Genomic DNA, 13,766 nt, shown 5'->3' with positions numbered 1-13,766 from the left:
AAAACATGCAGTACAATTTGGAAATAGAAATTGCTTCAGCAGCGCCGGACCAGCCTGAGGTTATAATGGCTAGCAAAAAAATACTCAATCTTGTTAGCTTCATCTAAACAGCCCTTATATTATTATTTTTCAGTTGTAAGAGCTTGAGCTACTTTTTGACCGAAGAAGGCTGAGCTCAATACTCTGGCTTTACTCTTTATTCCAATAAGAACAACTCAATCTATGACCGGGTATGTTTGAAGAGCAAGTTAAGGATGATACAAAATAATCGCAGATAAATCTTCGCCCCGATATGAAAAGACTCTCATCGGGTCAAGTGTTTCTCCTTGCAGAAAAAATCGGCATTCCCGTGAACTTCCTATCAACTCCCGGGTCAATATATTCAGTTTCTGCGTTTATCAGGTTTTATCCATGCCCCCTATTCATCCAAGGCCCTTTACCCCTACAACCCCTCAAATTACATCTGCTGCCGGGGCGCAACAATCAGTATCGTCCTCCCATACTGATCAACCATTGGCAGTAGCCATGGATATACCACAGCCTCCCTGTGAGACAACCCCTGATATTGATTATGGTCATATTATTCAGCAAATTATCAGCACATCAAACCTGTCAGGAACCTGGTCACATCAAAGCATTGAACATCTCACTCAATGTTTTGATTTAAAGATCCGGGCCAAAGTCATTACCCTTCTTGAAGACGCATCAGCATTCAGGCAGCTTCTACCATTGCGACAGCAAATTGCCGGGCATCTGGAGTACCTTCGGAATTTTTTCCATGAACATGGCGGGGATGCCAATACTATTGAAACAGCCACTGCCAACCATGTTGATCAACAGGCGGAGAAAAAAGCTGCCATTGAGAAACGAAAGCTGATCAGTCACTGGCTTCATTGGGACCAACACGAAGTCGATCAGTTAGCCGCAAGCACTCTTGCAGATACCTATAGGGAGTGCAAAAGTGATAAGCACCTGGGAGACAGCGTCAGGGCCAGGCTCTCTCATCTAATAGAACTCGCTGAAGTACAACCGGAGTTTAGAGAGATGTATACGGTAGACATTGGCTACCAACAGGCTCCCTATGAAACTGAGGGGCGTTTCCTGATCAAAATCCCCGATGGCAATCATGCCCTTGGCTATAGCTTTTTCGACCTGCTATTCAGCCAGAACCTACTGCATGATGTGGAAGCAAATTATGATGGAGAAACCGGATTTTCATTAACTAAAGATCAAATGATCAAACTCAGAGAGCATCTGGAAGAATTAAACAAATGGTATGACGATTTTTTATGTATAGTGGGTGACCTGCTGGGAGTGGATGACAGGATTTCAGAGGATAGCGCTGATCATTTTGTCAGCATCGGAAAAAAATCAATGGCCGAAATTCTCAGAAATCCATTACGTATGACAACAGCGTGTCAACGTTTGATCAGCCCTTTACCCCAGGCGCAACCCTGTCTGCTGTTCAATACCCTTTCCATCAATCTTGAGAATCATGATGACAGGGACTTCCTTAAGGACAAGTTTGAATCAATTTACGCAGAACTTGCGATGTATGGTGCTAACGGAGAACCCAAGCAGTTTCTGCGCGGAACCTACAGCACCAATCTGAATGTTGCACAGTTACGTCTCATTTGTCCGCACCTCAACAAGTTATTAAAGCTTCAACAATTGCTTAAAGAGCTGACAAGTACCAGAAGCCTGCGCACTGCCATTGACGTATTGAAGGAAATGGGAATAAGCGAGCTGGATTCCATTAAAAGTTATAAATCAGCTTTACTCTATGAGATTTACCAACAAATAAAAGGTACCAACAGCCCTCAGGCATTACTGTCCATTCAAAACGCCTTGACGAATATCCAACACATTTCAGGGATTGAGGCGAAATCGCTGGAACGCTGCCATGACCTTTTACGGCATCACGCAGTATGCTACTTCAGGAAACCGGCGGATCAACCGGTCATTGACGAGGAGCAACTCTACGCGATCTATGGTGATAGCGAAAGGGATGTCATGTACGCGGGGAGCCAGCTGCACAGGAACATCAAGGCTCTGTGCCAGACACTCCGGGATTGCCATGCGTATCAGCAATACAGAGCCAGCAACCCCGGTATTGATGGGGCGCTAGCCGCACTGGAAAGAAACTTTATCCAGCGACTTAATCGCTATTCAGGCATGAGAGACCATGGCTACAGCGGTCGCGGGATGGTTGACGAGTCTGTTGAGTATTTTGAAATGTTTGTCAGCCAGTTATTCTATGCCGAAGTTTACAACCTGACAGACAACTCAATCAGCAATGCTCTAAATAATCTTGTCGCTATTGTTGGCAATGATTTAGAAGGATGCAACGAAGGTTTCTCAGGCAGAATACAATCGCTGTTACTTCCGTTGGTTTCTGGCAGTAACAGCCACATAAAGGATTGTATTCAGCAATTTTTGCAAGACAGCGTTACAGCATCTCTTGCCAGTGCCATTGGACACAGTAGTGAATCCTCCATGGCAGCTCGCTGTCAGGAGCAAGTTAATCACTTTACAGGGCTGTCCATCGTCTCCGGCCGGGCTCAAGCTGATGCCTATGAGAACCTCACGCCTGAAAGTCAGCAAACCATTAGCCATCTTTTGCACTCCCACTACACCCCCGTTTCGCTTTATCAACATGTTTATCGTTTTGTATCCGATGAGTTCTGGCGTCTTAATCACGAGAGAAGTGATGATGACATTTATCAACTGATGCACCTGCTCGGTTTTGGGACTGATCAATCATCAGGTGCTGATAATGAGACATATCGAGAAAAACTTGATCAACAATACCGGGTTAGGGGTAATGCACTTAATCGCTGGCAATACGCACTCTTTCAGCAGGATCTGCCCAAGCACCTGGTTGGCTATCTGGTTAAAGAGCAATTCATAGACGCCAGAGGTCCGAATGAGAACGACGGCTTATATATCCATCGGGAAGCTTCACAAAGCAGTGATAAAATCATGCAGCCACGTCGCCTGCCTGTAACCGTCGGCACGCAGGAGACCAGTCAATTGGAAGCTGACCGTCGATTTGGTTTTCAGCCAGAAAGCAGGATGGCTCAGACTGGATACAGAGTGGAAACATCATAGGATAGGAAGATGATTGCGGCCACAACAGGTATCCCCCATGTTTACACTGCGCTGACAGAGACGAAAAATCGTTCACTCCCCCCCGGCAATAGTCAGTTATCCGAACGGAACTGCTTATCTCTTGTTGATCAGTTTTTTCAGACTGAAATCCAATCCTGCAGGGAAAAAATGGATAGAAGTCCACTATGGGATACTTTCAAAGCTCTGCCAGATACCTTCCTGGCGTATATATACGCCGAAAAAACCCGGTTGGCGATGGCAGAAGAGAGCCGGCACGTTGTTAATGAAAATCAACAGATCGTTGCCGGGTTTCATCATGGGTATGAGGCCAGCGATGATCAATACCATCCCGGCACTTTCCAGCCGTTTATGATGAAAGGCTACTGGATTCCCTGTTCTGAAGGAAAACTGTTTCAGCTCCGCAAAGGGCATTGCTCAATCACGCGCACGGTCGAAGGTCAGGATCAAATCCTGTATCTGGTACACCCGAAATCCACAACGCTGTTTTCCCCCCTGATATCAAAATATCAGCATGCACAGGTTGATGTTCCCGCTTTAGCGTTAAGCTCATTCAGAACCTTGTTGATTGCCTTGCCCACTGGCAGCACAACAGAATTCGCCATGGTCAAAGTCAGCCTGAATGAGGAAATAGGGGGTGTTCGCAGGTTGCTTTATCAAAAAGAGTGTGCAGCCAGCGTAGCGAATTCGTCGGTATTAAAAAATAAACAAACAGAGAAGTTTACGTGTCTGGAAGAAAATTTGTCTTTCGTTCCTGATGCCCACCTGATTGACCCGAAAGAAGAAGCCATACAGCTATCCGGTGCCGGCATGATCCATAGACCTGTTCCGGAATTATTCACGACTCAAGGCCACTACATTATCCCACTATATGCACTGTTTGGCGTAAACAACTGGCCTTTACTCAACACCCTGGTTGAACAAAGCCAAAAGACGCCTACCCAGTTTATTACCGACGCATTACTCAAGCCCATTGCGGAAGAAATGGTCGATCACATTTACAGGCAGCGCTTTTATCTTGAGTTTCATGGTCAAAACGTATTGCTGAAGCTGACAATGGATCACAACGATTTACCCGCTATTGATTTTATCTACCGTGATATGGGCGGCGTGAACTGCCGCCTGAGTGACGTCCAGCTACACCAGCTGCCGGAGCATCTCCGTGATCATGCCCAGTACTGGGAACCAAACTTTATTCCTGATGCCGCCGTCATAATGGAGGGAATCGCCAAAAAAGTACTGTTTAACCTGACGAAAGTCTTTTTTAAATCAGAACCCACCACCAGGGACCCGGAATTTTGTTGCTGGCGTGCAAAAATGACCGTCCATGGCTACCAGGATAACTGGACACTGCCAGGAGCCGATGGGTGCACAGATCAACATCGAACGCGCCATACCCCAGGGACTTTTTACCGCTATGGGTATTTTGAAAAATTATTTGCCCGGGAATTGCTTGAAGTGATGACCCGCCAGGGTATTTTCCTGAACATCAAAAGAAAATGCCCTGACTATGACTACTCATTTTTTATGGATAAAATAGGCAACATTGATTCCTGCAACACACCCTGCGTAGAGTTTGAATGGTTTTCTGAACTGGTGAAAATGACACTTCCTCACTATTTCCAGCATCAGGATGCATACTCCCGAAGAAAGAATATCAGTGTGGTCAGACCGTAAGAGGCTCCTGATATTGTGCCTGTAATACCTTTTATCAACGCCTTGAAATTACCACCGGAGAAATTGTCGAAGATGAATTGGGGTACAGCCAGTTAACAATATCTGTCGCCTGATTTGAAGTCAGCGCAGTAAAGCCTGGTACAACTTTTTCGCGGTGACAATCCGGGTCTGTTCTACCGTCTCTCCCAAAAGCAGGATAATGGACGCCCTGGCCTCCTGAAGCGCTGTCATTGCCTCATGCAATGAGGTTTCCGGTGCCAGATTAATGGTTTTTCTCATAAGCTCTCCCACTGAGATATCAGCCTTTTCATTAACCAGACAACGGGCGATATGCCGATAGAGAACAATTCCTGTAGGCTTGCCATCGGTCAGAACCACATAACGCTTACAGGGATATGAGCGAATCGTCGTTTCAACAGAAGCGACGGTTGCCTCGGATAAGAGACAGACAGCGGGTATTGAGCGCTCAACCAGCTCAGTCAGCTGGCGCTGATGGGAAGTCAGTACAGCGTCGGCCAGTTTTCGCTGACGTTTACCAATCACCCCACGCTTATTGTAATGCTTGATAATACTCCGGAGTTCATCACTGCTTCTGTCTTCTTCAATGGGCTTGGGTAAAAGACGGGTCCAGACCAAGGCTAACAGCAGCACAGGTCTGGTCACTGAATACATAAGATGGATAAAAGGTGAATATCTGGCAACGACCCTATCAGCAATCTGCACTGCCAGCAGCTTGGGCAGAACCTTGGCGAATACCAGCATAAAATAAGCGAGCAGTGCCGTAAAAACAACCATCCAGAGATCGTTAAATTCTCTGGCAGCCAGCGCTCCAAGGAAAGTGCTGCCAGAAATACTGATCAGTGTGCTCAACAAAACAATCGCTGACAGGTGCTCCCGCTTTTTCTGAAAGACTTGCTGGATAGCCTTTTTATTGTCGGGCCTTTTGTACAGGATCGTGACCAGCCTTAACTCATCAACCGCCACCAACGATGATTCAAGAAGGGATAAAAAAGCAGTAACAGCGACAATCAGGCATGCAAAAAGAACGACCAGGAGCATCCATACCTCCAGAAAAACAGCAATTAGACAGCAAGCAGTTTAAGTGGGGGACCATTAGCCGAGCAAGCCCGCCAGCATGTAAAAAGCCTGTAATATATTGTTTTCGACCACTTTTCTTCTTTATTAACGTTAACTACTTTTGTACACCTGAATAATTACCTTTATTTAAAACAAAATTCGAATATAATTCGATTTTTATTCAAACAGTCCTGCTACTTAATTTTCCTGCTCTCCACCACGGTTATTTGCCATGTCAGCATCCGACAAACGGGCACAGAGAGAAACGACCATTATTCAGTCCGCCCTGACCATTCTTGAGGAAAAGGGCTTTATGGACCTGAAAATGTCTGAAGTTGCCAAACAAGCCCAGTTCTCAATGGGAACCGTATATTCGCACTTCTCCAGCAAGGAAGATCTGTTGCTGGGTTGCGCCATTACTATCTCCAGCACGATTGCGACTGTATTCCATAAAGTGCTCAGCAGCCCGGTACCCGCCATGGAACGTCTTCTGACGCTTAATATTGCCATCTGGTTGTCTTATGCCAGACAGCCCAATCACTACTTTCTACGACAACTGGCAATGACCCCGGATATCTGGCAACGAGCATCAACAGGACGGGCACAGACACTGGACGACATCTACCATAAGATGAGCCAGATGGTTAAAGCACTGATTATTGAGTTAATGGCGGACAACCCTGAAATAACCGACCAGAATCGCGAGGATGCACTGACTGATTTTGTGATGGGCATCTGGAGTCTGGGCGAAGGTCTGTTCCAGATCAGCATGTCCGGGTTTGGCCTTAAACAATCCTCCCTGCAGAAAGACAATGGCTTCAGCCTTCTCACTTCCAACCTGGCCAAATACCTGCAGGGCTGGGGATGGAGATCGCCGTTTCCACCACCCATGATTGACAACTGCAAGCTTCAGGCTGAGCAGGTTGTTGCTACATATATAAGCAGTTAACCAGCCAGAATTTATTGATTCCAGGAACGCGGTACACATCAAGCATGTCTACCAGATACTTCTACCCAACTGTTTTGGAGCTACCTCAGAATGCATCTCACCCCTTCATCCCGATCATCCATCGCCGTGATGGTGTTAATGACGTTCACCCTGCTGACCGGTTGCGATCAGGAGCAAACCGGGCATAAAGAAGTCATCCGGCCAGTAAAACTCTTTACGGTAAAAGATCCCCAGCAGCAGCAGTTACGTTATTTTCCAGGCAAAGTAACGGCGACCGAAGAAGCTGAAATATCCTTCCGTATACCCGGACAGATCGACAAGATCGAGGTCAAACAGGGCGATGATGTGACTGAAGGACAGGTGCTGGCTTATCTTGATGACCGGGATATCCGCAATGAGCTTCAGGATCGTCAGGCGAATTATGAATTGGCCAAGGCAGAGTTTGAACGCGCCAGCTCCCTGTTAGAAAAGAGAGTTATTTCACAATCGAGCTACGATACTGCCAGTGCCAGACTGAAATCTGCGGAAGCGGCGCTGAAATTAAGCCGGGACAAACTGGCGTATACGACACTGACAGCACCCTTCAGTGGCCGGGTTGCCCAGACTCTGGCCGAATCGCACCAGCAGGTTCAGGCCCAGCAACCGGTCCTTATTCTGCAAAGCAGCGACCGGCTCGATATCAGCATCCAGGTACCTGAAAGTATCGTTTCCCATGTCAACGCCAAGGCGGTCAACAATGGCTATCAGCCCATTGCCACCTTCCCGGGTGCACCTGGCAAGGAGTTTCCGGTCAACTATAAAGAACATGCTACACGGGTAACTCCGGGCACCCAGAGTTATGAAGTCATTTTCACCCGGATGGCACCAACCAATATGAACATTCTTCCCGGCATGACCGCCACAGTCATTATTGACCTGGCCCGGGTCATCGATACCCGGGGGCAACCAGGATACGTTCTGGTCCCCATTTCAGCCGTTTCCAAAACTGACACTGACAATAAGACGGTGGTCTGGCGTTTTGATCAGGATACCAGTCAGGTTACCCCTGTCGAAGTGACCACAGGACGGATTACCGAAGCGGGAATTCAGGTTCTGTCAGGCCTCAATACCGGTGACCAGATCGTTACCGCAGGTCTCAGTCAGCTATACGATGGCATGCCAGTCAAACCGCTGCGCAAGGAACGGGGACTATAAGCCATGAATATTGCCGAATATTCCATATCCCACCGGGTGATCAGCTGGATGTTTGTGGTTATCCTGCTGGTTGGTGGTGCAATGTCGTTTTTTGGACTGGGCCAGCTGGAGTTCCCTGAGTTCACCATCAAACAGGCCATGGTGATTACCCACTATCCGGGAGCTTCCCCGGAACAGGTGGAAGAAGAAGTGACCCTGCCGCTGGAAGAAGCCATTCAGCAGATGGAGTATGTCAAACACATCGATTCCATCAGCAGCAATGGCCGTTCCCAGATTATGGTGGAGATGAAAGAACAATACGACAAAGATCAACTGCCCCAGATCTGGGATGAAATGCGCCGCAAGGTCAATGACACCCAGAGTGGTCTGCCGCCCGGCGTCTACGCCTCGGTTGTGGTGGACGACTACAGCGATGTCTATGGCATGCTGTTCAACATTACCGGGGAAGGCTACACCTCCAGGGACCTGGAAAACTACGCCGATTACCTGAAACGTGAGCTGGTGCTGGTTGAAGGGGTCAAGAAAGTCTCCATCGCCGGTGCCCGTCAGGAGCAGGTGGTGGTTGAGATGTCCCAGGCCAAGCTGGCTAACCTGGGTATCGATCCAGCCTGGATATTCTCCCTGATCCAGAATCAGAACGTGGTCTCCAATGCCGGTAATATGCTGGTTGAAGGGCGTTCCATTCGCATTCATCCCACCGGTGAGTTCAATGACATTCGTGAACTGGAACAGCTGATCATCAGCCCGCCGGGGAGCACACAGCTGGTTCGACTCGGCGATATCGCCACTGTTCGTCGAGACTTCGATGAAACACCGGACACACTCTATTCCTCCAATGGCCGCCAGGCTCTGTCACTGGGCATCTCCTTCGCTTCCGGTGTTAACGTGGTGGATATAGGCGACGCTATTCGTCAGCGCATTGATGAGCTTCAGTCCGGGCAACCGGTTGGCATTGAACTCACCAAAGTATACGACCAACCGGCAACCGTTTCGGAATCGGTCAATGGTTTCCTGATCAACCTGCTGGAATCCATTGCCATTGTTATTGTCGTACTGCTGCTGGCCATGGGCGTACGTGCAGGCCTGCTGATGGGCGCTGTTCTGCTGTTGACCATCCTCGGCACGTTCATTGTTATGAAGGTGATCGGCATTGAACTCCAGCTGATTTCCCTGGGTGCCCTGATCATTGCCCTGGGGATGCTGGTGGATAACGCCATTGTCGTCACAGAAGGGATTCAGGTTGGTATTCAACGGGGACTCACCCGGTTGCAGGCCGCCAAACAGGTTGTCAGCCAGAACCAGTGGCCATTGCTGGGTGCCACCGTCATTGCCATTATGGCATTCGCCCCTATTGGCCTTTCTGATGATGCCACCGGTGAATTCTGTCTGTCGTTGTTCCAGGTGCTGTTGATCTCCCTGTTCCTGAGCTGGATCACAGCCATCACCCTGACCCCCTTCTTCTGCAACATTCTGTTTAAAAAGGACGAGCTGGCTGCCCGACAGGCGGCGGGTGAATCCATAGATCCTTACCAGGGTGCACTGTTCACCCTGTATAAACAGCTGCTCGGGTTCTCTCTGGTTCACCGCCCCATCACCATCAGCCTGACGATTCTGGCACTGGTACTGGCGATTATGGGGTTTGGTTCGGTGAAAAATGTCTTTTTCCCACCATCCAATACGCCAATGTTCTTTGTGGATTTCTGGATGCCTGAGGGCAGTGATGTCCGTGCTACCGAAACAAGGGTGGCGGAGTTTGAGCAACTACTGCTGACGCTCCCCGGCGTAAAAAATGTAACAACGGTGATTGGCCAGGGCGCACAGCGTTTTATTCTCCCTTATATGCCGGAAAAGCAATACAGCAGTTTCGGCCAGCTGATTATCGAGACGGATAACCTGGAAGCCATCACACCGCTGATCCCGACATTGGAAATCCGTCTGACCGAAGATTTCGGTGATGTGGAATATCGGATCAAATACTTACAGAATGGCCCTTCACCCGCAGCAGAAATTGAAGCCCGTTTCTATGGCGAAGACCCGGAAGTATTACGTTCTCTGGCGGTACAGGCCATCAATGTACTGCGGAATGAACCGATGGCCACGCATATACGACACGGATGGCGTAATCAGGTCAGCCTGATTCGCCCTCACCTGGATGAAGCCAGTGCCCGCCGCAGTGGTATCTCCAAACAGGCGTTGGACGACGCTCTGCTGGTGAACTTCAGCGGCCGTCAGGTTGGCGTCTATCGTGAGGGCAGCCAGTTAATGCCATTGATTGTCCGCTCTCCGGAATCCGAACGTCTGAATGCCGATAGCATTACTGATCTACAGGTTTGGAGTGCTGACTATAACAGTTATGTGCCCATCACCCAGGCCATTTCCAGTTTCGATACCGAATGGGAAAACCCCCTGATCATCCGCCGGGACCGTAAGCGCATGATGTCCGTGATGGCTGACCCGGAGTTGCTGGGTGATGAAACCGCCGACAGCGTGTTGCGCAAGGTCCGTGCAAACATCGAAGCCATTCCACTGCCCGATGGTTACCAGCTGGAATGGGGTGGCGCTCATGAACTGTCTTCTAATGCACAGAGTGCGGTCTTTGCCTCAATACCGCTGGGCTATCTGGGGATGTTTTTGATTACCGTATTCCTGTTTAACACCATACGACAGCCTATAGCTATCTGGTGTACGGTTCCCCTGGCACTGATTGGCGTTGTGGCCGGGCTGCTGGCGCTGAATGCACCGTTCAGTTTTATGGCACTGCTGGGCCTGCTGAGTCTGTCGGGGATGATCATCAAGAACGGTATTGTTCTGGTGGAACAGATCAAACTGGAGCTGGAAGAAGGCCGGGAAGAACATGAGGCCATATTCCACGCCTCGGTCAGCCGCCTGCGGCCCGTCTGTATGGCCGCCCTGACCACCATGCTGGGGATGATTCCATTGTTGTTTGATGCCTTTTTCAAATCCATGGCCGTGACCATTATCTTCGGCCTGGGCTTTGCTACGGTACTGACACTGATCGTGCTGCCGGTGATCTATTCCCTGCTGTACAAAGTCAGCTTTAAAGGGTTCAATTACCGGAATATTGCCTACTGATCCATAGCGATGTCGGCTTCTGACGGAAGCCGACTGATGCCACTTGTTATTGCTGTTCTTTCCTGGATGGCGGCTTCAGGTTATAGCTCAAACTCTGGTATTCAGGTTCTACGATGCCGAGTCGGCGATTGATCACCACCGTTAAACGGAAGAACTGATTACAGAGCATATTGCCAAACCGATGCAGCTCATCCGGCACCTCAATGCCGTGAGCGTCTACCTTGACCAGCGCCCTGACTGCCTTCTTGGAGAGTGAACGACAACTGTGCAGTAGTTGTACGGGACGACCGCCCCTGGGAAGTACAAAGCCGTGCAGCTGCCCTTCAATCTCTTGCTGGTAGTGATCAAAGTAACCTGCCAGCCACTGTATCTGCTGTTCAAATATCGCCTGCTTGCCACGGACTGAACCATTCATATGGAAAATTCTGGGTTGCAGTTGATCCAGGAAATCATAGATATCGAAAAACCGTTGATCGCCTTCCAACTCGCTGATAACGCCACCGAGGGTTGCGCACAGTTCGTCGGTGATAATTTCATAATCACACAAGGGGGAGTCTTCGTAGATAAATGGGTAGCAGAGTTCGCGGATATCGCCGGAGTATTTTAGAGGCATGGCCAAACCTGTTTATTGCAGAGGCAACCTCGTTCCCACGGCTCTTCCGTGGGAATGCATACGGTAACTGGCAAACACTTCAGAGCCTATTGATAGTACGGTCTGCATTCCCACGCAAAACGTGGTACGGGGTCGAGTTTATAAATCGGGAGACCAGATCAGAGTAGCGAATACGCCTCTGGGTTCATCGATATAGCCTTTAGTCGTTGTGTATTCCTTATCCAGCAGGTTGACAACTTTAAGCTGTGTTTTCAACTCAGGAGAGACCGCCAAGGATGCTCTTAAGTCAAACGTACCGAACCCGGGCATTTCAACCTTATTTGGGGCGTCATCCCATGTTTTACCCTGAGCTTTGAAAGTGCCTCCGATCGTCCATTTGCCAAAATTTCTGTCGACGTTCATTGTAAAAAGCTGTTTGGCTCGACGATGCAGCGTTTTACCCGCATTATCTCCTGACCGATTTTCCGGGTCTACAAAACTCAAATTGGTGTTTAGGTCCCAGTCATAAATCCGAGAGGTGACCACAAACTCAACTCCACGCATTCTCGCTTCGGCAATGTTCTCTGTGCGTTTCGTATCACGATTATATTCGAGCATATTATCCATATCGTTCTGGTACACGCTGACCGACCACTGAGTATTATGACTCCAGACACCCCGTAATTCTAATTCAGCATTTCTGGCTTCTTCTGGCTTCAAATCCGGATTCGGACCATATGGAGAATACAGGTCAACGAATGGAGGTGCTCTGAATGCTGTTCCGTAAGAGGCGATCAGACGAGTGTCAGCAGGCAAATCAAAGCCCCAGGACACACTGCCCGTTGTGTTATTGCCATACACTTCATTCTTGTCAAAACGTCCACCTACCTGTAGATCGCTACCAGAAAAAGACGACTGATTAAGAACAAAAACCCCAACATTATAACGTTCATCGATAGCATAGTTATTACTGGTGGTTACTTTATCGTTTGAATAGTCAACACCCGCAATCAGCAATTGCTCATCAGCCCAGGCAATATCATTCTGCCAGTTCAGGGAAAGAATTTCGCCTTCCGCATAGCTTGGGCGAGCTCCTACATCTTTTCGATCATCCTGGACGTAACCTGCATCAATTTTAGTATTCCACAGCTCATTGACCGATAAGGATGCGTAAACATTGAACGTCGTTTGTTCAAAAAATGAAATTGGATACTCCGGCGCGCTGCTACCAAAACTATTATCGTATTCAGCCTTGCCTTCGGAGTGAGAGATATTAACCCCTGCATCAATACCATTTTCAAAACGATGGGACAAACTGCCCGAAATGGACTTATTTCGAAACGCATCATCATCCCAGTCCGAACCAAGCTGATTCGTCGTACGATCATAGCCTTGAGTTTCAAACAGACGAGCACCCACATTGAACTGCGTTCTGCCAACTGAACCATTAAAGTTCAAACCATATTCACCGGTATTTCGGCTACCACCACCAGCCTTAACCGTCAATTGAGGCTCTTTTCCACCTTTTCGAGTGATGATATTGATAACACCCCCCACCGCATCAGCCCCATAAAGCGTTGAACGCGGTCCACGGACAATTTCTATTCTTTCGATTTGATCTGGATCTAAATACTGCAAAGGAGCCTCACCGGCGTAAGCTCCATTCATACGATGACCATCAACGAGAATCAGTGTCTGCTGTGTTTTTGTGCCCCGTAAATAAACCCCCGTCTTACTGCCAACACCACCTGTATAGGCGATTTGAACACCAGGTGCCTGTGTCAAAAGTTCTGTAACGGAAATAGCCTGACTCCGCTCAATCTGCTCACGATCAATCACCGTCACAGGAGCCAACGTCTCATCAACAGTTTGAGCCGTCCTTGTTGCAGTAACAACAACCTCTCCAAGCTTATAAACATCTTCTGCAGCCGCAGCAGAACTCATCACAGACATTGCCACAGCAACCGAAAGCCCGGTACGTGCAAAAACAGAACAATGATTAAACGACATTTTGTTTACATCCTTAACGTAAGCGAATGGTCTTAAAAATTGGCA

At 48.5% G+C, this 13,766-nt stretch carries 8 protein-coding genes; 5 read left to right on the top strand and 3 right to left on the bottom strand.

What is annotated here, in order from left to right; genetic code table 11:
- Positions 1 to 411: 411 nt before the first annotated feature.
- The gene (locus J7438_RS10040) at positions 412 to 3,111 is read left to right on the top strand and encodes a hypothetical protein (protein ID WP_209276435.1); all 2,700 of its coding nucleotides are present in this window, start codon (positions 412 to 414) and stop codon (positions 3,109 to 3,111) included.
- Between the two features lie 168 nt (positions 3,112 to 3,279).
- A complete protein-coding gene (locus tag J7438_RS10035; RefSeq protein WP_209276434.1) occupies positions 3,280 to 4,806 on the top strand; it encodes an IucA/IucC family protein in 1,527 nt (508 codons plus the stop codon).
- 120 nt (positions 4,807 to 4,926) lie between these two features.
- Here J7438_RS10035 and J7438_RS10030 read toward each other — a convergent pair whose 3' ends face one another.
- A complete protein-coding gene (locus J7438_RS10030) occupies positions 4,927 to 5,865 on the bottom strand; it encodes a CNNM domain-containing protein (protein ID WP_209201089.1) in 939 nt (312 codons plus the stop codon).
- A gap of 250 nt (positions 5,866 to 6,115) precedes the next feature.
- On the opposite strand from J7438_RS10030, the gene J7438_RS10025 reads away from it, so the two are divergent.
- From J7438_RS10025 to J7438_RS10015, 3 genes are all read left to right on the top strand, one after another.
- On the top strand, positions 6,116 to 6,832 hold the full coding sequence (locus J7438_RS10025; RefSeq protein ID WP_209201088.1) for a TetR/AcrR family transcriptional regulator: 717 nt from the start codon (positions 6,116 to 6,118) through the stop codon (positions 6,830 to 6,832).
- A 90-nt stretch (positions 6,833 to 6,922) separates the two neighbouring features.
- A complete protein-coding gene (locus J7438_RS10020) occupies positions 6,923 to 8,026 on the top strand; it encodes an efflux RND transporter periplasmic adaptor subunit (RefSeq protein ID WP_209276433.1) in 1,104 nt (367 codons plus the stop codon).
- Positions 8,027 to 8,029: 3 nt separating this feature from the next.
- Positions 8,030 to 11,119 carry an efflux RND transporter permease subunit gene (locus J7438_RS10015; protein ID WP_209276432.1) on the top strand — a complete coding sequence of 1,030 codons (3,090 nt, stop codon included), beginning with the start codon at positions 8,030 to 8,032 and terminating at the stop codon, positions 11,117 to 11,119.
- Between the two features lie 46 nt (positions 11,120 to 11,165).
- Here J7438_RS10015 and J7438_RS10010 read toward each other — a convergent pair whose 3' ends face one another.
- Both J7438_RS10010 and J7438_RS10005 read right to left on the bottom strand, forming a co-directional pair.
- Complete coding sequence (locus tag J7438_RS10010; protein WP_209276431.1) at positions 11,166 to 11,732, bottom strand: ATP:cob(I)alamin adenosyltransferase; 567 nt, start codon at positions 11,730 to 11,732, stop codon at positions 11,166 to 11,168.
- Positions 11,733 to 11,870: 138 nt separating this feature from the next.
- Positions 11,871 to 13,721, bottom strand: a complete 1,851-nt coding sequence (locus J7438_RS10005; protein ID WP_209276430.1) for a TonB-dependent receptor domain-containing protein — start codon at positions 13,719 to 13,721, stop codon at positions 11,871 to 11,873.
- Positions 13,722 to 13,766 lie beyond the last annotated feature (45 nt).

Origin of the sequence: Thalassotalea sp. G20_0, assembly GCF_017744175.1 — a bacterium.
GTDB lineage: Bacteria > Pseudomonadota > Gammaproteobacteria > Pseudomonadales > Endozoicomonadaceae > Endozoicomonas.
The sequence above is the reverse complement of the archived record's forward strand: the minus strand, read 5'-3'. Positions and strand labels throughout refer to the sequence as shown.